Source organism: Corynebacterium sp. 212_CJEI (assembly GCF_001055915.1).
Classification (GTDB): Bacteria; Actinomycetota; Actinomycetes; order Mycobacteriales; family Mycobacteriaceae; genus Corynebacterium; species Corynebacterium jeikeium_D.
In genome coordinates, this window is sequence record NZ_JVPT01000010.1 from 36,777 (window position 1) to 63,597 (window position 26,821).

Here is a 26,821-nt window from a genome sequence, read left to right on the forward strand (position 1 = left end):
GCTAGCGGCAGTGGCTAGAACTGTGCCGGTACCTGACCAGTGAAGTCCGGTAGTCCCGGAATCTGGGGCAGCTGCGGGGATTCCGGCAGATTCAGTAGTTCGCCGAGATTCGGGCTCTCGGGCAGGTTCGGGACGCCTGGGATGTCCGGCAGGCTCGGGCTGTCGGGCAGGCCAGGCAGCGATGGAGTGCCCAGCGTGCCGTCGAAGGCATTCTGAACATCACTGGTGTGAGTTTCCTTCGTGCCGTAGGTGTTAGCAGCGACGCTGAAGTCAGGTCCAATGGATGCCGAGGCGTGAACGCTCTGGCGGTCATCGGACCAACCCCACTTTGTGCCAATAACACCCGGCAGCGTGGCGGTGCCGTAATCCTGACGGTAGCCATCCGCTGCCACAGGTGACGCGGTGCTCATAGCAACCAGCACCGGGTCAGAAGAGTTCTCACGCTTCTTGGCCTCCAAGAACTTCACAGTGTCCGCGCTGGACGTTGTTGAATTTCCCCAGTGATCTGCACCGTGGGTGTTGCTGAGGCCGTACTCACGCGCAGTGGCGTTGATGGAATCCGGGTAACGGCCATAGAGCTCACTGGCGATATTGTCATCGGAGTAGCGAATCATCTCTGTGGCCTTCGCCTTGTCCGCCTCTGTGCCATGTTTGAAGACGTAGTCCGCAATGTAGAGCTTGACAATCGAAAGCCCCGGACGAGCCTCATTTTCGTTCGCCGTACCGTAGTGCGTGCCACTTGGGGTGTGGGTAAAGCTGATCTGGGTTCGCCCCGGAGCATCAATAGTGCCCTGCGGAGTCAGTTTTGGCTGCGGAGCCGCAGCGACGTTTCCAGCTGCCAGCGGAAGGCTGGTGACAGCGATGACACCGGTAAGACCCATGCGAATCGCGCGGGAAGGCCGTGGAGTAAGACGATGACGAGCGTTCATAACAAAAAACCAATCTACACGCGCAGGTGACCGACGCGCTGCCAAGCTGGATCGTAAGCGGTATCGACGACGTGCTCTCCCTCGGTCCACGTCTCCGCAACAGCTCGCAGACCCGCCTCCGCATCAGATGCCGGGTCAATAAAGAAGTGCATCAGAGCCATGCCATCGGATTGCTCAGTTGCAACAAAAATACCCTTGTCCTCAGCGATGGCTTCAGCGGCAGCGGTATTGAACTCGGAGAGGGATTCCTTCGATTCGTCCGTCGGCAAGCCCTTGTCATCAATATTGCCGAGCATGAGCTGAATCAGCACATGCTGCGTCATAGTCGGGCTCACCAGCTGCGTAATCGGCGCGCGAGTAGCGACGACGAGTGGCTGGCCGTTGGCTTCGGCATCAATGGTGAGCCACTCCGGGCACTCTTCCGCGAGCTGCTCGACGACACCGCCCAGCTCCGGTAGCGGGATAGCACCTTCCGGCTCCTCGCCAGCGAAGGCAAAGCCGCGCAGCCATAGGCCGAAGTCCTCCTCCCCCAGAGCCAGCTGCAGCAGCGTGAAACCGAGCTGAGCTACCAAGCGCTCACCGTCCTCCAACTGAGCAATTGCCGGGAACAGCGGGTGGAATAGACGAACGTCCACTGCCCCATGACCACTGCTAACAGCCACGCGTGCGTCTGCCGGATCGACCTCGGCCGGAGCATCGGCCTCGAGCGCACCCTGTGCAACCAACGTGGCCGCGACATCCCCCAGCGACAGCTTCATCGCCGGATCCGCCTGACGGAGGTCGGTGAAAGACCACACCGCGCCGTCGTCAGGCGCGGCCTCCAGCCAACGGCGAGCGACCGGACGCAGCTCCGGATCGCCGGCAGCGCTAACAGTCAGAAGGTGGCGAGAATACGGAGCGCCAGCCTCAAACCCCCAGATGAGCCGGTCATTAATAGCGGCGATGCGGCCGCCGACCTCCTTCTGGACATCAATAATGTCCACATCGGCGGCATTCGGAGCACCATCGATACCGAGCTGGACACTAAACATCGAGTCGAGCGCATCGGCGCCAAAAGAGTTCCACCACGACCAGAACTCGTTGATTGCGGTCTCTTCTGCGGCGCGCTGTTCCGGGGAGAACGGAGCCGGATTCTCGTTAGCCATGCTGAATCTCACACTTTCGTTTGCTCGTTTAAAACCGAACCATATGTTGTGCGCCCCAGTATATGTGCCAAGCCGGATTCGCCCCTCGGGTCCATGCGCTAGACCGCGTTAAGCGGGTTGTGGCTCCGGCTCAGCTTCTGCTTCCTTGCCCCAGCGAGCGGCGTAGACCGCACAGATCATCAGCTGAATCTGGTGGAAAATCATCAGCGGCAAAATGTAGAGGCTGGCATCGGCACCAAAGATAACGGCAGCCATGGGCAGACCGGTGGCCAGGGACTTCTTCGAACCGCAGAACTGAATCGCAATGCGGTCCTTGCGGTCGAAGCCCATCTTATTTGCGATGAATCCGGACAACCGCAAAACGAATTCCACCAGCACGACCGAAAGCACACACAGGATGACAATGTCTCCTGCCGGCACCTTCGACCAGATGCCCTGCACCATGCCCTCGGAGAACGCCGCGTAAACGACCATTGCGATAGATAGGCGGTCAACGTTCTTAGTCGTCTTCGCGGCGGCAAACTTCAGGGTCCAACGGCGAGTGAGCTGGCCGATTGCGAATGGCAGCAGCAACTGCAGCGAGATATCCAAGAACACCGACGAATCCACATGAATGCCGCCGCCGGTGGCCATCAACAGCATCACCAGCACCGGTGTGACCACAATGCCCAGCAGGTTAGATGCCGAGGCACTGACGATTGCGCCGGCGACATTGCCCTTGGCGATGGAGGTGAAGTTCACACTCGACTGCACCGTCGACGGTGCCAGCGTCATGTACAAAATGCCCAGGTAGAGGCCAGGAGAAAGAATCCAATCCAGGGGTTTCATCAGCAGGCCGAGGATTGGGAACAGCACGAATGTGAAAGCCAGAATGGTTATGTGCAGCCGCCAATGCTTAACACCGGCCAACGCATCCTGCGGGCTCAGGCGCGCGCCATAGAGGAAGAACAAGAAGCCAATGGCGATCTTTGTGGCCCAGCTGAAAACCTCAGCGGTAGTGCCGCTTGCAGGAAAAATAATCGCCAGTATCGCTGCAGCAACGATACCGACGATGAGGGGATCTGGACGCCAATTCACAATTCGTTGCCACATGGACAAATAGCTTAGTGGGCAACCAGAGGTTGTCTTACTGTTTTGCAGAAGCTTTTCTCTGCAATAATTTTTTACTTCTTCTGCTCAGCTGCCTTGCGCAGCGCATCCTTGTCCACAGGCTTGAAAGTGGCATTCGCGGATGAGCCCTTGTCCGTGCACAGTCCTTCCAGACCACAGGAGCTGCAGCCACCGGAGACACCGCAGTCTGCTGCCGGGTTGTCGGAGCAGCAGGCATCATCAGCCGCAGTGTCGGTGGCATCAGTGGCGGCGGAGCCACAGCCACAGCCGCTGTCACCGTCGCCGCACCCACAACCGGAGCCGGACTCGGCGGAGACCTTGGCGTCGTAAAGCGCGATGGTGTGCGAGCCGATAGCCGCACCAATGCCGAGCATGGCGATACCGGCGAGCAGAGCGACGGCGTACCACAGCCACATCCAACCAGAGGCCTCCGGGCGGATGGCGAGGAAGCCGAGCATGGCGGCACCGAGGAAAGCGACAGCGGACACAGCCCACGGCGGGCCGGCAACGCGGTGCGTAATATCCCAGTTTTCCTGGGACTTTCGAGCCTCAGGCGCACGAATTCCGATCCAGTTATTACCCGGTAGCTTCGCCGACCATGCCAAACCAGCGACAACGGCTATGCAAACAGCCAGAACCAGGGTAATTACAGGGATGACAATCATGCTTCCAATTTATATAGGTGGTTGAGCACGTGCCAAACGCACCTATTAGACTGTGAGACCATGACCAACAGCGAAAAGTCCTCGTCCTCGGCAGAAGCCACCGACTACCGCTACTCCCCCGAGCTGGCGACTCAGCTAGAGGGAAAGTGGCAGGCGTATTGGAAAGATAACGGCACCTTCTACGCCCCCAACCCGGTGGGCGATTTGGCAGCTGCCGACGGATCGACTCCGCCGAAGGACAAGCTTTTCGTCCAGGACATGTTCCCGTACCCGTCCGGTGTCGGTCTGCACGTAGGCCACCCGCTGGGATACATCGCCACCGACGTCTTCGCGCGCTTCCACCGCATGCAGGGCGCAAACGTGCTGCACACCCTGGGCTACGACGCCTTCGGCTTGCCGGCGGAGCAGTTCGCAATCCAGACCGGTACGCACCCGCGCGTGACGACGGAAACGAATATCGCCAACATGGAGCGACAGCTGGGCCGCCTGGGACTTGGCCATGACCGCCGCCGTGTTTTCGCGACCACTGACCAGGACTACTACAAGTGGACGCAGTGGATTTTCCTGCAGATTTACAACGCCTGGTTCGATGAGGATCAGAAGAAGGCCCGTCGCATCGATGAGCTGATTCCACTCTTGGAGTCGGGCGAGATGGCTACCAAGGACGGTCGCGTCTACGCTGAGCTCAGCGAGACCGAGCAGCGCGAAGCAGTCGACGAATTCCGTCTGGTTTACCAGTCGAATTCGATGGTCAACTGGTGTCCGGGCCTCGGCACTGTGCTGTCCAACGAAGAAGTGACCGCCGAGGGCCGTTCGGAGCGCGGTAACTTCCCGGTGTTCCGCAAGCGGCTGGGCCAGTGGATGATGCGCATCACCGCTTACGCTGATCGCCTAGTCGACGACCTGGAGCTGCTGGACTGGCCGGACAAGGTCAAGTCCATGCAGCGCAACTGGATTGGCCGCTCCCGCGGTGCCGAGGTCGACTTCACAGCCGAGGTCGGCCCGAAGGTCTCCACCAAGATCAGGGTCTTCACCACTCGCCCGGACACTCTCTTCGGAGCCTCCTACATGGTGCTCGCTCCTGAGCACGAGCTGGTGGATCAGCTGGTCGAAGCCGGCAGCGGTACCTACGAGGGCATGGATGAGCGCTGGACCTTCGGCAAGGAAACCCCAGCCGAGGCCGTCGCCGCTTACCGCGCCGCAATTGCCTCCAAGTCCGACCTGGAACGCCAGGAGAACAAGGAAAAGACCGGTGTCTTCCTGGGCGCTTACGCCACCAACCCGGTGAGCGGTGAGCAGGTGCCGGTGTTCATTTCCGACTATGTCTTGATTGGCTACGGCACCGGTGCCATCATGGCTGTCCCGGCCCACGATGAGCGCGACTACGAGTTCGCCACTGCCTTCGGTCTGCCAATCCGCGAGGTCGTCGCAGGTGGTGACATTGCAAAGGAGGCGTACGTCGGTAACGGTACGTGCGTGAACTCCGCCAATGATTCCGGCCTGGACATCAATGGCCTGGACAAGGACACCGCCATCGCCACCGTCATTGAGTGGTTGGAGAAGGAAGGTGCTGGTCACGAGAAGGTCCAGTACAAGCTGCGCGACTGGCTGTTCGCCCGCCAGCGCTACTGGGGCGAGCCCTTCCCCATCGTCTACGACGAGGACGGTCACGCCCACGCGCTGCCCGAGTCCATGCTTCCGGTCGAGCTGCCAGAGGTCGAGGACTACAAGCCGGTCACCTTCGACCCGGACGACGCCGACACCGAGCCAAAGGCTCCACTGGACAAGGCCACTGACTGGGTCAATGTCGAGCTCGATCTCGGCGATGGCAAGAAGAAGTACCGCCGTGACACCAATGTCATGCCGAACTGGGCAGGTTCCTCCTGGTACCAGCTGCGCTACATCGACCCGAACAACGCTGAGGAGTTCGTTGACCTGGAAAACGAGCGCTACTGGACCGGCCCTCGCCCGGAGACTCACGGTAAGGACGACCCAGGCGGCGTCGACCTCTACGTCGGTGGCGTCGAGCACGCAGTGCTGCACCTGCTCTACTCCCGCTTCTGGCACAAGGTCCTCTTCGACCTCGGCTACGTGACCTCCAAGGAGCCGTACCGCCGTCTGTTCAACCAGGGCTACATCCAGGCCTACGCCTACACCGATGCCCGTGGTGTCTACCAGCCGGCGGATCAGGTTGTTGAGCGCGATGGTAAGTTCCTCATCCCAGGCGGCGCCGAAGACGGCTCTGACCTGGAAGTTTTCCAGGAGTACGGCAAGATGGGCAAGTCCCTGAAGAACGCCGTCTCCCCCGACGAGGTCTGCGACAACTACGGCGCTGACACCCTGCGCGTCTACGAGATGGCCATGGGTCCGCTGGACACCTCCCGCCCGTGGGCGACGAAGGATCTGGTCGGCTCGCAGCGCTTCCTCCAGCGCGCTTGGCGCCTGGTGGTCAATGAGGACTCCGGTGAGCTCGCCGTCACGGACGCAGCGCTTTCCGACGACGACCTCAAGGCCCTCAACCGCACCGTGGAAGGGGTTACCTCCGACTACGCAGAGCTGCGTGACAACACGGCCGTCGCAAAGCTCATTGAGTACGTCAACTACCTGACTAAGACCTACGGTTCGGCCGGTGCACCGCGCGCCGCCGTGGAGCCGCTGGCCCTCATGCTTGGTCCGGTCGCGCCGCATATCGCGGAGGAACTGTGGAGCCGCCTCGGCCACACCGAGTCCCTGGCACACGGCCCGTGGCCGGCAGTTGACGAGAAGTGGCTGGTCGACGACACCGTTGAGCTGCCAGTTCAGATTAACGGCAAGGTTCGCGCTCGCATTGACGTGGCTACCGATGCTTCCCGCGAGGACATCGAGGCCGTCGCGCGTGCCGACGAAAAGGTTGTCGCAGCTGTGGAGAACGCCGGTGGCAATATCGTGAAGGTCATTGTCGTTCCGGGCAAGATGGTCAATCTAGTTGTGAAGAAGTAGCCGGGAGGCTAATGCCTACAAGAAAGTGTCTGGGTTTATGTCAGTTTGAAGCCTAAAATCGGCTCAAATTTGACATAAACCCAGACACTTTCTCGCTTGAGACTTTCTCGCAAAAGCCTCAAGGGGTGGCTCCGAGGCTGGCCGCCTCTTACCCCTACTTAACGCCCAGAATCAGGACGCCGAATGTGGAGAGCATCCACATCAAAGTGAAGGGCATGAGCACCCAGCACATAGCGAGCCACGCGCGCCAGTTGCGGAAGTTCTTCCACTCCACGTAGGTCTGCCAGAAGCCCAAAAGGCAGCCGACCAGGGAGATTACGCCCGGGACAACGGGGAAAAGGATCTCCCAAGTGCGGGAGCAGAGGAAGCTGGACTTACCCGCATCACAGGTGGGGCCACCGACAATGGCGCCGGCGATGCCAATAATGAGGCCCGCGAGCAGCGTCGTAAGAATCACACCCGCGGTGTAGATGTAGGCGCGCTTGCCGGAATACATCTTGCGCTCAAGCTCGTCGAAGATTTCATCCTCATTGCGCTCTGGTGTACTGCGCTTCGGTGAATTATCCACCATCTGCTCCCCTCGCCTCTAAATGCCGTCTGATGTGCCTGCCATACTAGGCCGGAGTAATCAGCATTGGCACCGGGCTGTGGCGAACGATGTGGTTAGTCGACGAGCCGATGAAAATTCGCCCGAATGGGCCAAGAGTAGACGAACCCAAAACGAGCAAGTCTCCCTTTTTCCACTTGATGGACTGAATGGCCTCTTCCCAACCGTTGCCGGAGGCTACTTCCGCATCAATGGAAAGGTCTGGGTAACGGGTATGCGCGCGGTCGATACCGCGGTCGAGCAGGCCCATAGCCTGCTCGCGCCACTCAATCATCAGGTCAGAGGAGGGGCCGTAGCCGTTCTCCGTCGGGTACATGGTCGCACCACGCGGCGTAAATGAGACCAAACGCAGGGGAACTTCCCAGCGATATGCCAGGTCAGCAGCCTTATTCAATGCGTGGTGCGACTGTGGGGTGTCAATGTAGCAAATGCTGACACGGGTCACACCGTGTTTAGAAAGCTTCGCGCCGGGAATCGCCAATCCCAGCGGGATTGGTGAGTAATGCAGCAGCGCATCCGAGGTTGATCCCGCAGTAAAGCGACTGCGGTTCTTGGCGGCCCAGTCCTTGGTATTGCTTCGGCGGGTGCCAAGCAGAACCACATCGGCTTCGAATTCTTCGGCTTCGTTGCAGATAGTTGTGGATTCGCTGGAGGATTCGATGATCCGTACGGCATCGTCGTCAAGCATGCCCTTGCGCAGGCCAGCGAGCTTTAGCTCATCCTTGATGATTTTTTCAAGAGACTCGGTTTCGTGGGAAACCCAGGAGTCATTGGTGCTCAACCGAGCCAGTGAGGTCAGCGGCCAGCCACGCGACAGTGCGCTGACAACGCGAATCTGCACCTTCGTGGTGCGAGCTAACCAAGCGGCGTAAGCAAGCGTTTCGGTGCCGTACTCGCCTGGACGCCACGCAATCATGATACGAAGCGGGCGGGAAGCCATCGCTAATCCTCCTGTGATTACTCAGAAATATCCAAGTGGTGCTTCTGGGTAATAGCCTACGTGGATAGGCGGGCATATTTAAAACGGCACCGAGGAAGTGTAAAAGCTATGTATCCTGCCTGTGGGCTTAAAGGTGGCAGGGCTAGCTGGAAAAGAGACTAGACGCTTGGGTTTGTCTTTGGGTGCTCCGGGTAGTTTTCGAGGATCTTGGACAGAATCGTCTCAAGACCAGCGCCAAACTCCAGCTCTTCCTGGGTCAGCGTGCTGAACATCTCAGCCATCTGCTGATTGCGCTCTTCAGAAACGCGGTGCAGCTCTTCACGGCCACGGTCGGTCAGTTCAACGCGGACGCCACGGCGGTCTTTGCTGTCGCGGACGCGCTCCACCATGCCGGCGACCTCCAAGTGGTGCACGGCGTTGGAGGCGGTGGGCATGCGGATGGCCTCGGCCTCAGCCAACTGGCTGATACGGCAGGCACCCAGTGCCTCCAGGGTCATCATGATGGACAGCTGCGCGCGGCTGAGCTGGGACTCCGAGGAGCGGCGGCTGTAGAGCAGCTCAGCGCGAGTCAGGAGAGGGCGAATGCGCTTAGCGAGCGACAGAGGAGTAACGGCATCAGGATTGCCAATCGAGCCCGAAGATAATGTCATAGCGACGATGTTATATGCGAACAGCGCTAGTTGCCAATACGAAATTTATTTGGGGTGCTACTTATTTTTCTACAACTGGTAATTTCGGCAATGAAATCACCGGGAATTTTCCGCCAATCATCTAAAACCCCAGTACAAGGCATTAAACATATCTGCGTATAAGGTTTTTTCGGTGCTGGCAGAAACCCCCTAAAGTGTCACTTCCTCTGTACTTAGAACGGTGGGTTGGAGGTAGCCATACGGCTACTCTCGCGAACCCTTTCGGCTTGTGATATATCTCGCGGATCAACTCTCTCGGATGTATTGCTGTCAGCTTTACGACGACTGCAGCGCACGCATCCATGGCGGGGACGAGATGGGCGCAGCAGCGAGTAGGGCGAGAAGGCGTGGAAGAGACGCGGGGAGGATAGGGGAGAGAGAAGCACAAAAGCGCCAGCGGCTACCGCATGGGTAACCGGCTGACGCTTTTCAAGGAACATGCTCTCGGAGCTGCTGGCTTGTACCTTTGAGTGCTTGTACCTTTTAGTCTTCGCCCTTGATGAATGCTTCGAGCTGTGCTCGCGCAACATCGTCGGCAAGCTGCTTCGGCGGGGACTTCATCAGGTAGGAAGAAGCGGCGTAAACCGGGCCGCCGATACCGCGATCCTTGGCGATCTTGGCAGCGCGAACAGCATCGATGATGATGCCAGCGGAGTTCGGGGAGTCCCAGACCTCGAGCTTGTACTCAAGGTTCAGCGGCACCTCGCCGAAGGCCTTGCCCTCGAGTCGGACGTAGGCCCACTTGCGGTCATCCAGCCAGTCCACCCAGTCGGACGGGCCGATGTGGACGTTGCGGTCATCGATCTTGCCGGCCAGTGGACCGGTGAGATTGGAGGTGACAGCCTGGGTCTTGGAGATCTTCTTGGACTCGAGGCGGTCGCGCTCGAGCATGTTCTTGAAGTCCATGTTGCCGCCGACGTTGAGCTGCAGGGTGCGCTCGAGGCGAACACCGCGGTCCTCAAATAGCTTGGCCATGACGCGGTGGGTGATGGTTGCGCCGACCTGGCTCTTGATGTCGTCGCCGACAATCGGAACCCCTGCGTCTTCGAACTTCTTGGCCCACTCAGGGTCGGAAGCGATGAAGACCGGCAGGGCATTGACGAAAGCTACACCAGCGTCAATGGCGCACTGTGCGTAGAACTTGTCAGCCTGTTCTGAACCGACCGGCAGGTAGGAGACCAGTACATCGACCTTGGCATCCTTCAGCGCCTGAACAACGTCGACCGGTTCAGCCGGGGATTCGTCGATGGTGTCCGCGTAGTACTTGCCAACGCCATCCAGGGTCGGGCCGCGCTGAACCTCAACGCCGAGAGTCGGGACATCGGCAATCTTGATGGTGCAGTTCTCGGAGGAAACAATGGCCTCGGAGAGGTCCTTGCCGACCTTCTTGTCGTCAACATCGAAAGCTGCGACGAACTCGACATCGGAGACGTGGTAGTCGCCGAAGACGACGTGCATGAGGCCAGGAATGGTCTCATCGGGCTTTGCATCGCGGTAGAACTCGACACCCTGCACCAGGGAGGAGGCGCAGTTGCCGACGCCGACGATAGCGACGCGAATTGAACTCATTTGGTAATTCTCCTTGAAACTATGTGCTCGGAGGCTTTGACCTCGCGCCGGGAACTCACACCGGGAACTCGCAGAAGGACCAAGCATCAGGACCCCGCACCAGGGCCTTACGCCAGGGCCTTACGCCCGCGGTGCGGCCGTGAGTGGGTGCACGCATTGAGGTAACGAGCGTGACGTTATACCTTTATGCGTTTTTTGCCGATGCCCGAACCGTGAGGGGGCATGTGTTTACCGATAAAGCGGGGGTGAAATCAGCCCGCACGCGCCTGCTAATCTGTCTTCGTGATGACATGGCAGGGCGAGATCGATCACTCCTTGCTCAAGAAGCAGTTATTGGAGCAGTGGCGTGCAGGGGAGATTTCACGGAAATCACTCTGTGATGCCGATGCTCGGCTGGTCGCTGCCGCGCGTTTTCACGGCAGAAAGTCCCAGGAAGAGTGCCCAGTATGTCGCAAATTCGACCTCCGACTCGTATTCTGGGTGTTCGGAGAAAACTTGGGCCGTCGTTCCGGCTCTGCTTGTACTGAAAACGAATTATCCGCAATAGTTAATGAATATGGTTCGTGCACCGTCAAAGAAGTTGAGGTGTGCCCCGACTGCAAGTGGAGTTTCCTGACCCGGACACTTCAGGCAGCTCGAGAAGAGTCAGAAAACTAGGGAGAGCACCCGTGAGCAATGATCGACCCGATAGCCCAGGCGGTCCTAACAGCCCTCACGAGGGCCAGGGTTCTAATTCATCAGGCGAGTGGTGGGATCAGCCGGATGCTGATTCCTTCAATACGCACGCACGCTCCGATGACGCATCGCTTGACGACGATTCCAGCGACAGCATTGATGCTGTTTCGGTCGGTGGCAGTGACGAGGGTCTGGCTACCGGTTCAGAGATGACGTCGGCAAGCGAGCCGGACCCGGAGAAGGGGCAGTACGCCCCAGATGACCATGAACCAGATGACCATGAAGAGGAAAGCTCGATGGCGCAAGAAGAACAGCCGACTGACAATAAGCGGCGAATTTTAGCGTGGCTCGGTCTAGCCGTGGCGTTGGTCGTGCTGTTGCCGGTAGTTGTGTTCGGTGTTGCTTATGCGACAACGGACGTGCCGGAGCCAGAGGAGTTGGCCAATAGCCAGATTGCGGTGATTTATGACCGTTCTGGTGAAAAGGAAATCACGCGCATCGTCCCCGAGGGCGGTAACCGAAGCAACATCACTATCGACAAGGTGCCGGATGCTGTACGCAATGCAGTGCTGGCAGCTGAGGATCGTGATTTCTATACCAACCCGGGTTTCTCCTTGACTGGTTATGCCCGTGCGGCTCTGGGAGTCGTGACTGGTAATTCCAGTGCCGGTGGCGGCTCGACCATTACGCAGCAGTACGTCAAGAATGCTGTGGTGGGCAATGAGCGCACGCTGACCCGTAAGGCCAAGGAACTGGTCATGTCGGCGAAGATGGCGCGGGAGTGGACCAAGGACGAAATCCTTGAGGCCTACCTCAACACGATTTACTTTGGTCGTAACGCATACGGTATCGCGGCAGCGTCGAAGGCCTACTTCGGTAAGGAAGTCGGTGAGCTGAATGCCGAAGAGGGTGCCGTGCTGGCAGCCTCGATTCAGCGTCCATCCGCACTGGATCCGTGGACTAACCGTCCAGAGGCTGAGCAGCGTTGGAACTACGTCCTCGATGGCCTGGTGGAGATGAACATCGTCTCGCCGCAGGACCGCGCGGGAATGCAGTACCCGGAGACCATCGATCCGGCGTTGGCGCCGAAGCAGGCTCCGGAGCCCGGCCCGGCTGCCATGATCAAGAATCAGGTGCTGGCTGAGTTGGAGCGCGAAGGTATCTCCGAGCAGGAGGTCAACACTGGCGGTCTACGCATTACGACGACCATTGACCCGACGGTGCAGCAGGCTGCCCTGGATGCGATGGAAAACTACGTCGATCAGTCAACGGGTTTGCGTGCCGCCATCGTTTCGGTGGAGCCAAAGACCGGTGCTGTCCGTGCCTACTACGGTGGCGACGATCCGACTGGTTGGGACTACGCGAACAGCGGTCTGCAGACCGGTTCTACTTTCAAGATTTTTGCGCTGGCCGCAGCGCTCGATCAGGGCATTCCGCTGACCGCGCAGTACTCTTCGGCGCCTGTCCAGTCCGGTAACGCCACTCTGTACAACGCCGGTGGTGCCGGCGGTGGTGTCCTCCCGATTTACGAGTCCCTGAAGCAGTCGCTGAACACCCCGTTTATTCGCCTGCAGCGCGACCTGAAGAATGGCCCGGATGACACTGCCAAAATGGCTCATCGTCTGGGCGTGGCCGAGTCCATCCCGGGTATTGAAAAGACTCTGATGGATGACAACGGTCACTCGCAGGACGGTATTACCTTGGGTCAGTACCTCACACGTCCGCTGGATATGGCCGTTGGTCTGGCCACGCTGACCAACGATGGTGTCTATCAGCAGACTCACTTCGTCGAGAAGGTTGAAAACTCCAAGGGCGAGATTGTTTACGAGTCCAATGCCGACAAGGGCGACCGTCGAGTTTCCAAGGCAGTGGCCACCAATGTGATATCGGCCATGGAGCCTATTGCCGGTTACAGCAACAAGCCCTTGAGTGGTGGTCGCCCGTCGGCCGCCAAGACCGGTACTACGCAGTTGGGTGACACCGGCCAGAACAAGGATGCGTGGATGATTGGTTCGACACCGCAGCTGTCGACCGCTGTGTGGGTTGGCAACGTCGATGGTTCGGCGCTCTACAATGCCTACGGTGGCATCATGTACGGTGCCCAAACCCCGGGCGATCTGTGGAAGTACACCATGGATAACGCACTGGCCAACGAGGACTTTGAGTACTTCACCAAGCCGGAACCAATCGGTGGTGTCGCAGGTGCACCGCAGTACCAGGCGCCATCGACCTCTGACTCTGGCTATGACCAGGGCTCTGCCCCGGAGACCACAGAAGAGGAGTCGGCCGAGGAGTCGACCTCTGAGTCCTCCGAGGAGCAGCCTGCACCGCTTCCGGTTCCGGGCGGCGATGGCGGCGGCGGTGGCGGCGGAATCGCTGACCTACTGCCCATCCCGATTCCGGGAGGCGGTGGTTTCGGCGATGGCAATGAAGGCGGCGGAGACCCCGGTAACCCTGGAGGTGGACAGTAAGTGGACACGTGGGTGATTTTCACCATCGTCTGCGTCGCGATTGGCTTCCTGATGTTCGGCACGGCCTTTTGGGGCTTCATGCAGAAGTGGAAACCGGCAATCATTTGGGCTCTGTGCCTAGCAGCTTTCCTATTCGCGACAGTCATTCCGGTGATTATTGCGTTGGCACATGCTTCCTCGACATCAATGTAGGACGCAGGCCAGGTAGTCAGTTGCTAGAGCGTTAACTGCCCACCAAGCACGCGACAACTTCACAATTCAAAGAGACGCACGCAGTAGCTCTGTGTGCGTCTCTTTTTATTCGGCGCCCTGACACCGCTTGCCAGTACTGCTTGCCGACGGCGCCTGCGATTAGGACATATACCTCTGCCTGCGGTACCCTGGCAGGGTTGCTTGACGCAACGATCCTCCTGCTGCATAGCGGTTGGCATGAAAGACAGTGCCAGCGCACCACGCTGTGTAGCCGAAATACAAGAACTAGACCATAGGAGGTGATGAGGTCCGTGCGTCACTACGAAGTAATGATTATTATCGATCCGTCTCAGGATGAGCGCACCGTAGGCCCGTCCCTGGAGAAGTACCTCGACGTTGTCCGCAAGGAGAACGGCAAGGTGGAGAAGGTGGACATCTGGGGTAAGCGCCACCTCGCCTACCCGATCGAGAAGAAGGAAGACGGCATCTACGTTGTCGTCGACCTCACCTGCGAGTCCGCAACCGTGCTGGAACTCGACCGTCGTCTGAATCTGAACGACAGCATCCTGCGCACCAAGGTGCTGCGGGTTGATCGTTAATCTGCGTCATATTTGCGTAGCTAGAGTGCTCGAATGGGGCACACCGGTAATGCGAAAGCCGTAGGATAGCGGGCGAAAGCCCCATCATCAGCTCGACAGAATACAACCGAGGAGAAGAAGCATGGCTCAGGGAGACGTACAAATCACAGTGGTTGGCAACCTGGTTGCTGACCCGGAGCTTAAGTACACCCAGAACGGCACCGCCGTCGCGAACTTCCGCGTCGCGTCGACTCCGCGGGTGTACCGAGATGGCCAGTGGGTTGACGGCGAGGGCATGTTCCTCACCTGCAGCCTGTGGCGTGAGGCAGCGGAGAACGCTGTCGAAAGTCTCTCCAAGGGCATGCGCGTCATCGTCCAGGGTCGTCTGCGCCAGCGCAGTTACGAGACCCGCGAGGGCGAGCGTCGTACCGTCTTTGAGGTTGAGGTCGATGAGGTGGGCCCGTCCCTGAAGTTCGCTCGAGCTCAGGTCACGCGCACTCCACGCAACGGCGGTGGAAACTTTGGCGGCGGCAACCGCAGCCAGGGCGGAAATGCCGGTGGTGGTTTCGGCGGTGGCTTTGGTGGAAACCAGGGCAACCAGGGTGGACAGGGCGATCGCGGTTTTGGTGGCGGAGCTCCTGCGGAAGATCCGTGGAACTCAGCTCCTCCGGCCGGTGGCGGCTTCGGCGGCGATGAGCCTCCGTTCTAAGCTCCTTCCAGCCACGGCACTACGTGACTAGTTTGCAGCAGATTTAGCATCCACAATTCTCATAATCTTTTAAAGACATATCCAGCGAAAGGCAGGGATCATGAAGCTGATCCTCACCGCCGACGTTGACAAGCTCGGTGTCGCAGGCGACATCGTTGAGGTCAAGGCCGGCTACGGACGTAACTACCTGCTTCCTCGCGGACTGGCAATTGTTGCCACCCGCGGCGCAGAAAAGCAGATCGAGGGCATTCGTCGTGCCCAGGAGGCTCGCGCTATCCGCGACCTCGACCATGCACGTGAAGTCAAGCAGAAGATTGATTCGCTCGACAACGTCTCCGTTGCTGTGAAGGCTTCGGAAAATGGCAAGCTGTTCGGTTCTGTCACCAAGGGTGACATCGCCGATGCAGTTCGTAAGGCTTCCGGTCAGGCTATCGACAAGCGCGCAGTCGTGCTTGCTCCGAGCCAGATCAAGTCCCTTGGTAAGCACACCGTTGACATCGCGCTGCACCCGCAGATTACCGCGCATGTTTCCGTACAGGTCGTCGCCGCGTAAGTTCGCGGTTTAGAGTTTTTACTTTGACGGCGGCTGACGAGCACCGCGTTTAAAGACTGCGCGGGCTCTGAGGCCCAATGACAACAGCACACGTGAAGCTCTGATCTTTCGTAGTGAAAGGTCGGGGCTTTTCGTGGTTTAAGGCTGGTTTAAAGCCTTTTACGCAGGTGCTGGAAAGAGCGTCTACGACTTGTCCACAGGCTAACAATGATTTCTGTGGATAAACCTGTGGGTAACTTGCCTGGCTGCCGTGGATAACTTTTCTGGAGAGCGCGAGATTTTTATTAATTTATCGTTAATAATCTCCGCATGAGCAGCATCGATGCTAACGAGGTAACAGAGGATTACATTTGTGCAGAATTAAGGCAAATACGCACTGGCCTGCGTAGATAGAATATTTCCGGGTTGAAACTCCGCTACCCCCGTTAACATTCAAGCGGCGGTTTAGGGTTACGGACCGTTCACCTGGACTTTTCTTGATTGTGCACATGTTCTCCCCAGGCTTGTCCACAGGTGCTGTGGATAACTTCGGGGATAAACACCGTAGAAGATTGTTTTCCGGGGCCTTCAAGGGTACTTTTACAGGTCCGTCAATCCGCTCGAACAGGTATAACTGCGGTAGGTAATCAGGTGTCCAGTGCTGGCGGTCGGAACAGACATATTGAGTGTGACGGTCAGTCAGCAACAGGGTTGAAAAGGCACCTAAGTGGTCCAGAAGGGGAGGAGCTGCTCACGATGAGTCAGCCTGTAGGTGATGGTGGTCATTCCGGAGCAGGGGACGAGGCGTCCTCCTACTCGGTAAATTCCCACGATGATTCCTTCGATGACGTTCCGCTGCCCCCGGAACCGCCGGTAGAGGATGCGCCACCGGAGGAGTATTCCTTCTCGCAGAGCTCGGGCAACGGATCGTCGGCAAGCGGATCTGGGGCGCGGGACTGGGAGCGAGACCGTGGTCGTGGCGCTCGTGCGAGTGCGGTCGCGGGCGCGACTTTTGAGCGCACCCCGCCGCACAATATCGAGGCGGAGCAGAGTGTGCTCGGCGCGATGCTGCTGAACTCAGAGGTCGTCGCGGATGTGTACGAGCAGCTGACGCCGGAGGATTTCTACCGGCCAGCGCACCAGACGATTTACTCGGCGATTTTGCACCTCTACGGTGAGTCCTCGGAAATTGACCCCATTTTGCTGGCAGGTCGTCTGGATCGAACTGGAGACCTGGAGCGCATCGGTGGTCCGCTGTACCTGCACACCTTGGCCTCCCTGGTGCCAACGGCGGCGAATGCGCAGTTCTATGCCCGCATTGTTGCGGAGAAGGCGACAATCCGTCGCCTGGTAGAGGCCGGCACGAAAATCGCCCAGATTGGCTATGCGGGCGCGGAGGACACGGAGCCGGAGCAGCTGGTGGATGAGGCGCAGCAGCTCATTTTCAGCGTTGGACGTGAGAACACGAAGAATGACTACGTTCCCATCGCCGATGTCCTGGATGACACGCTGGAGGAACTGGATCTTATTACCCAAAACGGCGGTCTGGCGCAGGGTGTGCCGACGGGGATTACCAACCTGGACAAGCTGACAAATGGCCTTCACCCAGGTCAGATGGTGATTATTGCGGCCCGTCCGGGTGTGGGTAAGTCCACGCTTGCAATGGACTTCATGCGTTCGGCCTCGATTCGCAACGGCATGACCAGCGCAATTTTCTCGTTGGAAATGTCGCGCAATGAAATCATGATGCGCATCATGTCCGCAGAGGCGAAGATCAACATGGCATCTTTGCGCTCCGGTGACCTGGATGAGCGGGACTGGACAAAGCTGGTCGAGGTCGGCGACAAGATTCGTGATGCTCCGCTGTTTATTGATGACTCGCCGAACCTGACCATGATGGAAATTCGCGCGAAGGCACGTCAGCTGAAGCAGAAGCACGATCTGAAGATGATCGTGGTCGACTACCTGCAGCTGATGAGCTCGGGTAAAAAAGTCGAGTCCAGGCAGCAAGAGGTCTCGGAGTTCTCCCGTCAGCTCAAGTTGTTGGCGAAGGAGCTCGAGGTACCGCTGATTGCAATTTCGCAGCTGAATCGTGGTCCGGAAGCTCGCACAGATAAGAAGCCACAGGTCTCGGACCTGCGTGAGTCGGGTTCGCTGGAGCAGGATGCCGATATCGTCATGCTGATTTACCGGCCGGACTCGCAGGAGGCTGACCATGAACGTGCTGGTGAGGCGGATATTATCGTCGCAAAGCACCGTGGTGGACCGACCGGAAGCATTGCTGTGGCCCACCAGCTGCATTACTCCAGGTTCGCCAACCTGGCGGAGGAGCCCAGCGGTTCTCTCTAGGTGCCTGGCCTAGCCACCCAGAATTAGTGCAATCCGGGTGGCTAGGTAAGGTGAGTGACAGTCAATAGGGCGAGTTTTCGTGCGTTGATGGTTTTGAAGGTTTTGAGGGTTACGCGGAGTCGTCGGGAAGCGGGGAAGCACTATGTCACCAACTGCCGCTCCCGTGGCAGCGGAGGCCAAAGCGAAAAGGCAGAAGAGTGCGCCGAAACAGCGCGTCGGTTGGGTAGATGCGGCTAAGGGGCTGTGCATTCTTTTAGTTGTGCTTGGCCATGCCATCACAGAGCTGCAAGCGCACGGTTACTACACGGCGCAGTGGGCGGGGATTAACTTCTTCCTCGGACCAATCCGTATGCCGCTGTTTTTCCTGCTATCTGGGCTGTTCGCCGGCAAGGCACTTAAGGAGTCGTGGCATAAGTTAGCCAATCGCCGAATCTGGGTGATGGTCTATCTCTACGTGATTTGGGTTCCACTGCGTGACTTCGTGCTTTTCCTCATGCCGTATACGCACGTGGATGCCGATGGCATAGTATCTCCGCCGCCGATCACGGACCACAGCGCGTGGGGGCCGCGAATTTACAACACGCTTCACGCGATCATCGAACCAACTTCCTACCTTTGGTTCCTGTGGGCGCTGGCGCTGTTCGCAATTCTCACACGAGCATTTCGCTGGGTACATCCGGTGATTCAGCTCATCGTTACAGGCCTCATTAGTGCATGGGCACCTTTTGCCTCGTCCAGCTGGTCGTGGGACTTTGTCACCAAGATGCTGTTCTTCTACGTGCTGGGCATGTACGGTGCGCCCTGGATTTTCCGGATGGCACAGCGTCGCAGCGGCCTCTCACTGCTAGTGACGCTGACGGCGTTCCTGTCGGTGGCGATCTGGGTGCAGGCGACCTACTCGAGCTTTAACGAAGGCAACGTCGGCTTCACCCGCGTGTACCTGTCCACCACTGGCGCACTGGCTGCAATCAATATTATGGCGATGCTGCAGAACACTCGCCTAGTTGTGCCCTTTGAAAAGGTTGGCGGCCGAACGCTGCCTATCTTCCTCATGCACATTCCAATGTTGGTTGTGGTCATGATTATTTGCGACCTCATCCTGCCAAAGGACCCACACTTGGTCATCATGACGCCGCTGGTGACTATCATTGCGGCGATGCTGTGCCTTGGTCTGCACAGGTTGCTGCTTGCCATCGGTGCCGGGTGGCTCTTTGTCCGTCCTGCGTGGGTAGTGCGCATGACTACGCCGGGGCAGCGTGCCCTTCAGCGCAGCCAGAATCCTTCTTCCCTGCCTGAAGGCGAGGCTCCGCGTCAGCCGAAGAGCGAACCTGCTTCCTAATTCAGCTCAACAAGGCGGTAGCGTGGAACCGAGAGCCGATCAGGCGGCAGAAGTGACACAGAGAATAGCCATGAAGAAATGAGAAAGCCATGCGTCTAGCAACGTTGCGATATCAGGGTGCAACCCGCGCCGCTGTTCTCGGCGACGGGGTAGCGGTCCTTTTTGATGACCACTGTCTCGGAGATGTGTTAGCGCGGCCAACGTGGCGTCGTGAAGCGGAAGAACTCTTGGCGGAGGCGGGGAACAACCCTGACAACGTCATGGCGGAGAGCGCGTGGGCGTTCGCACCGCTGATTACGCGGCCGGGCAAGATTGTCTGCGTCGGCCTGAACTATGCCGCGCACATCGACGAGATGGGGCACCAGCGCCCCGAGGTGCCGACGTTATTCGCAAAGTTTGCCGATGCCGTCGCTGGCGCGAAGGATGATATCCGAGTGCCGGAGGCCTGCGCGGAGAAGCTCGATTACGAAGGCGAGCTCGCGGTTATCGTCGGTGAGACCTGCTTGCGGGTGTCGGAGGAGCAGGCGCAGGACGCTATCGCTGGGTACGCGATTATGAATGACTTCACCCAGCGCGATTTCCAGTATGCCACCGCGCAGTGGCTACAGGGGAAGACGTTGCAGCGCGCCAGTGCTTTCGGGCCGTGGATGCTCACGGCTGATGCTTTCGATGCGGACTCCGCGCGGGTGCGCACATACGTCGACGGAGAGCTGCGCCAGGATGCACCGATTGCGGACCTTGTTTTCTCCCCGGCAAAGTTGATCGCCTACATCTCACAGTTCGTGCAGCTGAACCCGGGCGATGTCATCTCCACGGGAACGCCGGCGGGTGTTGGCCACGGCATGAGCCCGCAGACCTACCTTCAGGATGGCCAGGAAATGGTCATCACCATCGATGGCCTGGGTAAACAGGCCAACACTGTCCGCATCAACCACTAGCACGCGCCGCTTTACGACGTTCCCGCGAACCCGGCGGGAATGAAACGACCCCCGCGTGCGTTGTGGGAGACTAACGGGTAAAAACCTACGTAAAGAACGTGAAGTTAGAACACGACGTTAAAGAGTAAGAGGAGTTAGACCCATGGCAACTGTTGATATTACGAACGAGACTTTCGCTGAGACTATTCAGAACAACGACATCGTGCTCGTTGATGCCTGGGCATCCTGGTGCGGTCCGTGCCGCCAGTTCGCCCCGATTTATGAGAAGGCTTCCGAGAAGCACTCAGAGGTAGTGTTCGCAAAGCTGGACACCGATGCCAACCAGGAGGTTTCGGCAGCCCTGGGCATTCAGTCGATTCCGACGCTGTTTGTTTTCCGCGAGGGAATCCTGCTGTTCCAGCACTCTGGTGTGCTGCCGGAGGCCGCCCTGAGCGATCTGGTTGGCCAGGCTTCGGAGCTGAACATGGATGATGTCCGTGCGCAAATTGCCGAGCAGGCCGCACAGGATAGCGCTACCGAGTAAACTCTGCGGTTCAGCCCGCATACTGTGCGTTTTCCGACTTGGAGCACTTCCGCGTAAGCCCCCGCGCCTGAACTAGCCCTCAAGCGCGCGGGGGGCTTTTTGTATCTAGTCCGCGCGCTGGCCACGAATGAGCCAGCCAATACCAAAGCCAGCGAGTGCTGCTACTAGCGCCCACAGGGCTGGAGCGACTTTGTTTGAGTCCTCCTCAATCGACAGTGGTGCGCTGGTGCGGGCGTGCTTTGTCTCCTTCTCACCTGTTGGCAGAACCTGCCCGTCTGGGAACACGTGCTTGACAGCTTCGGTGAGTTCGTTGGCGGTCAGGTTTTTGCCCAGAACCGCGATAGCGTAACGGTCATCGTCGCCAAGGAATCCGGCAGTGGTGTGCTGCTCTTCGTACCAACCGGACTTGTTGGCAATCGTTTCCTTCGGTAGCGCTGCACGCAGACCGAAGTTCTGGTCTGCATCGCCGTAGGAGTAGCGCGGCAGTGAGTACATCAGCTGACGCATGTATTTGGTCTCCGTGTCGCTCAGCCCGCCTTCTTCGCTCAGCATCCGGTCAAAGTAGGCAACCATGTCGGCTGGCGTACTGGTGGTAGCTCCCCACATAGGTGAGCCGACAGTCTTATCCGACAGGCCGTAGCGCTGCCGGACATTGTCAACGATGCGTACACCGCCGTAGGAATCCCACAGCTCGTCAGTTGCTTCGTTGTTGGAGTATCGAATCATGTCGTCGCGCAACATGGCGTCGGGGTTGCCCTCAACCGGCATATCGCCCTGGCCAGCGACGATCTCGCCCTTCTTCGGCTGCGTGTAGTTGGAATAGGCCACAACGTCGGCGACGAATACCTTCATCAGGCTGGCGAGGCGAAAAACATCATCACAGTGTGAGTTGCAGATGAACTCACCGGTCTGGCGATCCAGAATGCCCATGCCGAGCATGCCGCCCTTAGCGTCGAACTTCTCAGTCACTTCGTCGAGACGAGTTTGCACGCCAAGGCCCCACTGGGTCTTCGCCCCTGGCACAAGTGGGGGAAACTCCTTCGGCTCACTTTTCACAGTGCTTTCCGACGGCTCCGTCGAGGACGTTTCCGATGTCGGTGAAGAGGTTTTCTCGGTCGACTTCTCAGCCGACTGTTCCGCCGACTTCTCTGCGGTTCGCCCTGTGCTCTTCTCGGGAGCCTTTTCAGTTGGCTTTTCGGTGGTCTTCTTGGTTTTTGCGTCGGAGGGCTTAGCCGGCTCCGTTGAAGATGGAGCTGCGACGACTACCTGTGAAAATGCGCCGGTATCGGTGGAGTCAGCAGTTGCGGTGACTGTTGCGTTAGCCAGCGGCGCAGTTGCTGACAGAGTAATTACCGCGGCGAGACTCGCGGCAAGTCCGCGGTACGCGCGTTGAGGGCAATGAACCATGTTTAGAGAGTTTACAACTCTGGGTGAGTCTTGCTTGTCGGTAACCAGCTCTTTCCGTTTGCCGAGAGAGAGCGAGCTAGCTCACGTACAATTTTTTAAGAGATGGAATCTTCTCGGTTCCGGTTAGTTATTCCGCATATGTTGAGGAAGGTTGGATTTGCATGGCTAATCCATTTGCCAAGGGCTGGAAGTACATGATGTCTTCGTTCGATAAGAAGATCGAGGACAATGCGGATCCTAAGGTTCAGATTGCACAGGCAGCTGAGGCCGAGCGTCAGCGCCATCAGGAGATTCAGCGTCAGGCTGCGGCTATCATCGGCAACCGCAATCAGCTGGAAATGCAGCTGGGGCGGTTGACCTCTGAGCGTGACAAGATTACCGAGAACACCCGGCAGGCACTCGCCAATGCGGATCAAGCTCGTGCCAAGGGTGATGAGGCCACTGCACAGAAGATGGAAAGCACTGCTGAGGTGTTTGCCACTCAGCTGGTGAATGTTGAAAAGGAGCTGGACAATACTACGCAGCTCCACCAGCAGGCCGTATCTGCTGCTGAGGAGGCACAGCGTCAGGCGCAGCAGTCGCAGGCTCGCTACGAGCAGATTAAGCAGGATATCCGCAAGCTGGAGTCGCAGGCGGATCAGGCCAAGATGCAAGAGACCGCGTCGAAGACTCTCCAGAGCATGCAGGGTATTTCCGAGGATCCGAATGTGCCGACTTTGGATTCGGTCCGTGAGAAGATTGAAGGCCGCTACGCTAATGCGTTGGGCGCTCAGGAGCTCGCGGAATCCTCACAGGCAGGTCGTATGGCTGAGATCGAGACTTCGACTCGCGATGCCGCTGCTGACATGCGTCTGGCCGAAATTCGTGCCCAGATGAATAATGAAAACGCTGCTCTCGAATCCGGTTCTGCCGCGAAGGATAACGCCGGCGAGCTGGAGGCCGCCGAGGCCGCCGAGTCCGCCGAGTCCGCCGAGGCCGTTGAGGACACCACAACGGACGCAGACGAAGCGAAGTAGCGTTCACCAGTTGCCAACGATCGCCAACAAGAAAGTGTCGGGGTTTATGTCAGTTTGAGCGGGAAAAACCACCCTAAACTGACATAAACCCCGACACTTTCTCGCACCGGCAGCGCCAGCAGCGACAGTAGCGCCAGCAGTGCTGAAGCCACCGAAACTGCTGAATCCGTGAGGCGCGCTATTACTCCAATTCGCCGTTCTTCCGCGCGAGCAGCACTCCGCGGATACCGGCGTGGAAACCATCGCGCAGATTGACGCGCTGCGTCTCCGTCAGCGTGTATTCGTGCAGGGTTTCGCACGCAAACTGCAGCAGCGGACGATCAATGTCCGGTGGCAGCCCACCACCAGAGAGCAAGTGGGCACTATCGCGCGCCTGCTCGTTCGCAATATTCTCGTACCACCAGTTCGCGTACTGCTGTCCCACATCGAACGGCGTCTGAAAACCCGCGGATGCCCACACCTCGTTCGGCAGGGGCACGTATCGACTACGCAGCTTCCTCCTTGGCGCCATCATCGAAGGATTCGGCCGCGGGCTTGGTTTCGGCGTACTCGTGTTGGCACCGTCTTCGCTTGTCGACGACTCCGTCGCCGACTCCCCACTGCCGGTTGCAGTCGACGACGCGGAATCGGAGGCAGACGCGCCTGCATGCTCGGCTCCGGTGTTGTTCGCAGTGTCGTTACCAGCCCCACTGCCAGTGTTGACTGTCGCGCCGGGCATGGTCGCTGGAGAAGGCTGCGCTGGCTGCGTTTGCTGTGTTGGCGAGGCAGCCGAAACGCCCGAAGCAGCGGAATCCACCCGTGTAGCTTCTGAACCGCCGGTGCGCTCTACCTCAGCGCGGTGCTCAGCCTGCGCCGGGATTTCCCGGGCACCCATCTTGGCCGCGTGCTCGACCTCGTTGAACTTCGGCGAGTCGGCCTTGGCCGTCGGCGTGGCTGCGGCATTGTCTTCGCTGCGACAGTCGGAGTCGCTGTCAGCCGTGGGGGATGGCACAACGCGCTGGTCCTGCGGAACCTCCGGAGTGCCGGCCTCCGGCGAAGCAGCGTCACCGTCGGTAGCGGAGGGAGTGTTCTCCGTGCCGTCGTCAAGCGAGCCCTCGCCCGGAGGAGTGATGCGCGTATCCGGCACGCAGGTGGCGCCGAGATCCTCGATTGGTTCGGCATCGCCCAGCGGCTTATTCGTGCGGACGACCGGTGGGATTGGGCCTTCAAGGACGTTGAGCTGCATGGCGTCGGCGAAGTCCTCGCGGGGATCGAGGATTGTCGTCGAATCGCAGGCATGGCGAAGTGCACCGGACATGGAGTCCCAGCCGAAGCCGTAGAGATGCACACGCACACCGGCAGCCGAAGCCTCAGCGACGCCGGGCAGCATGTCCGCATCGCCCGAGACCAGCACGATATCGGAAACTTGGTTGCGCAGGCCGGCGACGACCATGTCTGCGACGAGTCGCGTATCGACGGCCTTCTGAGTCCGTCGGTCACCCCATTCAATGAGCTGACCCGCGCGCAGCTGCACACCATCGATCGTGCGCAGTGAGCGCTGGTAACGATGCGGCCCCGACTCCGGGATGCCGTCGTACCAAAGTTGCCGCTGAACTGGCTGGTTCAGCTGCTGGTTAATCATTCGGTCAAGGACACTAACTACTTCTCTAAGGTCGATTTCTAATTGCCCGCGGGCTCCGGTTTCCCACGAGTTGTAAAAGCTCGCCAATAAATATGACGTATCGACGAACACCAATGTGCGTTCAAGCATGGCTCCTAATTCCTGATTCTTTATTAACTAAATAAGCAAACCGGTTACATCGACAAGGATGCCCGAATAATTCATTCTATGCGCTAAACATGTTTAACTTCAGGGACTATTCTTAATAAGCCGCATCACTTTGACCGCTCTTCGCGGGTTGGCAGGAGTGCGAGTCGACGAGAAGGCACCGATCAATTTAGGTATTGACGTGCAAAGAAATCGCCCCGCGAAGAGTACGACCACACAGGAGAAGGGGAGTTACAAACAGTTATGAGACGCTGGTTCGGCCTATTGGTTCTCATTACTGTGTTGGGACAAGCGGTTTTCAACGGCGGTCGCGTGCTGCTTTCTTGGCGAGTCCTCGATTTTGGCGGTTCCGCCGCCACCGTCGGCTGGTTCACTGCCGCATTTTCACTTGTACCTCTTATTATTGCGCTTCCCGCCGGCAAGCTTGTCGACAGTCATCGCGCCACCGAAGTCATGTACTCCGGTCTCGTCGCCACCGTCATCGCGGCAGCAGTAATGGCGCTCTCGCCGAACCTACCTATTCTTCTGCTCGGCTACGTGGCCCTGGGTTTTGCCCACATGACCACGCTCATCGCCGCTCAAGGCATGGTTTCGCACCTGCGTGGCGGCGTCGCCGGGCTCGATAGCCTCTTTGCTTATTTCACGCTCGGAATTTCCGTCGGGCAGTTCCTCGGCATTGTCGGTGCAGGTCTGCTCACTCCCAACCACGACGGCAGCACTATGACCGCTACAACTTTCGCGCTCTGGGTGATGACGGGAATCGGCGCGGTCGCCCTGGTCATCGGCTGGCCGGTCGCAACTGCTTATCGACGGCACGAAGCGAATGCAGCCGCCGAAGTGCAAGCTGCTAGCTCAACTGAGCAATCCCCGGCGTCGACTGTTAGCGACCGCAGCCGGATGGACAAGAGGCGGCCGGCGCAGGCCGAAGCCAGCGGCGCATCGGTCCTAAGCATCCTGCGTATCGACGGCATGTCCAGCGCCATGGCTGTATCAATTGCGGTCATCGTAGCCATTGACCTGTTGACGGCATATGTGCCGGTGCTGGGACGCGAACTGGGCTTTAGTGTTGCCGAGGTGACGGCAATCCTTGGTGCGCGTAGTGGCCTCGCGATTATTTCCCGAGCCCTCATGCCGACTGTTTTGCACCGAGCTAATCGCAATCGAGTCCTTATCATTGCAGTTTGTGCCGGTGTCCTGCCGCTTTTGGCAATGCCGTGGCTACAGAGTGCGTGGCTGATGGTTGTCGCGGTTGGTATCTGTGGCTTGGCGTGGGGTTTTGTCATGCCCATGTCAATGACGTGGGTGAGCTCCCTGGTGGATGCCGAGGTGCGCGCTCAGGCGCTATCCATCCGACTGATGGGTAACCGCTTGGCGCAGGTCATCCTGCCGCCGGTAGCTGGCTTGGGTGCTACCGCGATGGGTGCGGGAAGCGTGTTTCTGGGGGCGGGTGCGCTGATGGGGGTCGCGTCTGCCACTGCTTGGCGACGACTCGCAGGTGACAAGGCGGCTCTGACTAAGTAATTGGTCGATTGCTGAGTTGCTGAAAAGTAGCGCCCGAGCCGTAGGAAGGCTCAAATCTGGCGTACAGAGTTAACTAAAGTGATTCGTTTTCCAGGTTCTACCAGCGGATTCGCTTAAATAGGGGCATGTGTGTAATGTATCTGGAGGTCAGCGCGGCCAGGCAGTTTATG

23 protein-coding genes are annotated in these 26,821 nt (G+C 58.6%); 13 read left to right on the top strand and 10 right to left on the bottom strand.

From position 1 onward, the window contains the following. Nucleotides 1-14: 14 nt before the first annotated feature. The 4 genes from ADB02_RS11705 to ADB02_RS01115 form a co-directional block, all read right to left on the bottom strand. Nucleotides 15-929 (bottom strand): hypothetical protein, encoded by a 915-nt coding sequence (locus tag ADB02_RS11705; protein ID WP_053087271.1) that lies wholly within the window; start codon nt 927-929, stop codon nt 15-17. A gap of 14 nt (nt 930-943) precedes the next feature. Then, nucleotides 944-2,074, bottom strand: a complete 1,131-nt coding sequence (locus ADB02_RS01105; RefSeq protein ID WP_049189417.1) for a DUF695 domain-containing protein — start codon at nt 2,072-2,074, stop codon at nt 944-946. Between the two features lie 108 nt (nt 2,075-2,182). After that, a complete protein-coding gene (locus ADB02_RS01110) occupies nt 2,183-3,166 on the bottom strand; it encodes a bile acid:sodium symporter family protein (protein ID WP_016421713.1) in 984 nt (327 codons plus the stop codon). A 71-nt stretch (nt 3,167-3,237) separates the two neighbouring features. Continuing rightward, on the bottom strand, nt 3,238-3,849 hold the full coding sequence (locus tag ADB02_RS01115) for an SdpI family protein (RefSeq protein ID WP_049170086.1): 612 nt from the start codon (nt 3,847-3,849) through the stop codon (nt 3,238-3,240). A 60-nt stretch (nt 3,850-3,909) separates the two neighbouring features. On the opposite strand from ADB02_RS01115, the gene leuS reads away from it, so the two are divergent. Further along, nucleotides 3,910-6,828 carry a leucine--tRNA ligase gene (gene leuS, locus ADB02_RS01120; protein WP_049189418.1) on the top strand — a complete coding sequence of 973 codons (2,919 nt, stop codon included), beginning with the start codon at nt 3,910-3,912 and terminating at the stop codon, nt 6,826-6,828. 154 nt (nt 6,829-6,982) lie between these two features. Here leuS and ADB02_RS01125 read toward each other — a convergent pair whose 3' ends face one another. The 4 genes from ADB02_RS01125 to ADB02_RS01140 all read right to left on the bottom strand — a co-directional run bounded on the left by ADB02_RS01125 (nt 6,983) and on the right by ADB02_RS01140 (nt 10,633). Further along, the gene (locus ADB02_RS01125; protein ID WP_048733161.1) at nt 6,983-7,399 is read right to left on the bottom strand and encodes a hypothetical protein; all 417 of its coding nucleotides are present in this window, start codon (nt 7,397-7,399) and stop codon (nt 6,983-6,985) included. A 43-nt stretch (nt 7,400-7,442) separates the two neighbouring features. Next, entirely contained in the window at nt 7,443-8,375 is a 933-nt protein-coding gene (locus ADB02_RS01130; protein WP_005511918.1) for a universal stress protein, read from the bottom strand. Nucleotides 8,376-8,533: 158 nt separating this feature from the next. Then, a complete protein-coding gene (locus ADB02_RS01135; RefSeq protein ID WP_016421708.1) occupies nt 8,534-9,025 on the bottom strand; it encodes a MarR family winged helix-turn-helix transcriptional regulator in 492 nt (163 codons plus the stop codon). A gap of 522 nt (nt 9,026-9,547) precedes the next feature. Beyond that, nucleotides 9,548-10,633, bottom strand: coding sequence for an inositol-3-phosphate synthase (locus ADB02_RS01140; protein ID WP_016421706.1), 1,086 nt, complete (start codon nt 10,631-10,633; stop codon nt 9,548-9,550). 285 nt (nt 10,634-10,918) lie between these two features. On the opposite strand from ADB02_RS01140, the gene ADB02_RS11445 reads away from it, so the two are divergent. From ADB02_RS11445 to trxA, 10 genes are all read left to right on the top strand, one after another. Next, nucleotides 10,919-11,290, top strand: coding sequence for a DUF5318 family protein (locus ADB02_RS11445; protein WP_224783765.1), 372 nt, complete (start codon nt 10,919-10,921; stop codon nt 11,288-11,290). Between the two features lie 11 nt (nt 11,291-11,301). After that, entirely contained in the window at nt 11,302-13,779 is a 2,478-nt protein-coding gene (locus ADB02_RS01145) for a transglycosylase domain-containing protein (RefSeq protein WP_049189419.1), read from the top strand. Next, nucleotides 13,780-13,971, top strand: coding sequence for a hypothetical protein (locus ADB02_RS01150; RefSeq protein WP_016421704.1), 192 nt, complete (start codon nt 13,780-13,782; stop codon nt 13,969-13,971). It abuts the gene before it with no gap. 311 nt (nt 13,972-14,282) lie between these two features. Then, complete coding sequence (gene rpsF, locus ADB02_RS01155) at nt 14,283-14,570, top strand: 30S ribosomal protein S6 (RefSeq protein WP_005511978.1); 288 nt, start codon at nt 14,283-14,285, stop codon at nt 14,568-14,570. 121 nt (nt 14,571-14,691) lie between these two features. Then, on the top strand, nt 14,692-15,258 hold the full coding sequence (locus tag ADB02_RS01160) for a single-stranded DNA-binding protein (RefSeq protein ID WP_049170077.1): 567 nt from the start codon (nt 14,692-14,694) through the stop codon (nt 15,256-15,258). Between the two features lie 100 nt (nt 15,259-15,358). Then, nucleotides 15,359-15,811 (top strand): 50S ribosomal protein L9, encoded by a 453-nt coding sequence (gene rplI, locus ADB02_RS01165; RefSeq protein WP_005511982.1) that lies wholly within the window; start codon nt 15,359-15,361, stop codon nt 15,809-15,811. Nucleotides 15,812-16,546: 735 nt separating this feature from the next. After that, the gene (dnaB, locus tag ADB02_RS01170; protein WP_049170075.1) at nt 16,547-18,139 is read left to right on the top strand and encodes a replicative DNA helicase; all 1,593 of its coding nucleotides are present in this window, start codon (nt 16,547-16,549) and stop codon (nt 18,137-18,139) included. Nucleotides 18,140-18,281: 142 nt separating this feature from the next. Next, nucleotides 18,282-19,478 (top strand): acyltransferase family protein, encoded by a 1,197-nt coding sequence (locus ADB02_RS01175; RefSeq protein ID WP_049189420.1) that lies wholly within the window; start codon nt 18,282-18,284, stop codon nt 19,476-19,478. A gap of 89 nt (nt 19,479-19,567) precedes the next feature. Next, nucleotides 19,568-20,416, top strand: a complete 849-nt coding sequence (locus ADB02_RS01180) for a fumarylacetoacetate hydrolase family protein (RefSeq protein WP_016421701.1) — start codon at nt 19,568-19,570, stop codon at nt 20,414-20,416. Nucleotides 20,417-20,558: 142 nt separating this feature from the next. Next, the gene (trxA, locus tag ADB02_RS01185; protein ID WP_016421700.1) at nt 20,559-20,939 is read left to right on the top strand and encodes a thioredoxin; all 381 of its coding nucleotides are present in this window, start codon (nt 20,559-20,561) and stop codon (nt 20,937-20,939) included. Between the two features lie 105 nt (nt 20,940-21,044). Here trxA and ADB02_RS01190 read toward each other — a convergent pair whose 3' ends face one another. Further along, nucleotides 21,045-22,346: a serine hydrolase gene (locus ADB02_RS01190; RefSeq protein ID WP_049189421.1), complete on the bottom strand. Its 1,302-nt coding sequence runs from the start codon at nt 22,344-22,346 to the stop codon at nt 21,045-21,047. Nucleotides 22,347-22,507: 161 nt separating this feature from the next. Here ADB02_RS01190 and ADB02_RS01195 point away from each other — a divergent pair, with 161 nt between their 5' ends. After that, complete coding sequence (locus ADB02_RS01195) at nt 22,508-23,362, top strand: PspA/IM30 family protein (RefSeq protein WP_049189422.1); 855 nt, start codon at nt 22,508-22,510, stop codon at nt 23,360-23,362. Nucleotides 23,363-23,543: 181 nt separating this feature from the next. On the opposite strand, the gene ADB02_RS01200 is transcribed toward ADB02_RS01195, so the two are convergent. Continuing rightward, the gene (locus tag ADB02_RS01200; RefSeq protein ID WP_049189423.1) at nt 23,544-25,112 is read right to left on the bottom strand and encodes an NYN domain-containing protein; all 1,569 of its coding nucleotides are present in this window, start codon (nt 25,110-25,112) and stop codon (nt 23,544-23,546) included. 261 nt (nt 25,113-25,373) lie between these two features. Here ADB02_RS01200 and ADB02_RS01205 point away from each other — a divergent pair, with 261 nt between their 5' ends. Next, nucleotides 25,374-26,651, top strand: coding sequence for an MFS transporter (locus ADB02_RS01205; protein ID WP_049189424.1), 1,278 nt, complete (start codon nt 25,374-25,376; stop codon nt 26,649-26,651). Nucleotides 26,652-26,821: the final 170 nt, after the last annotated feature.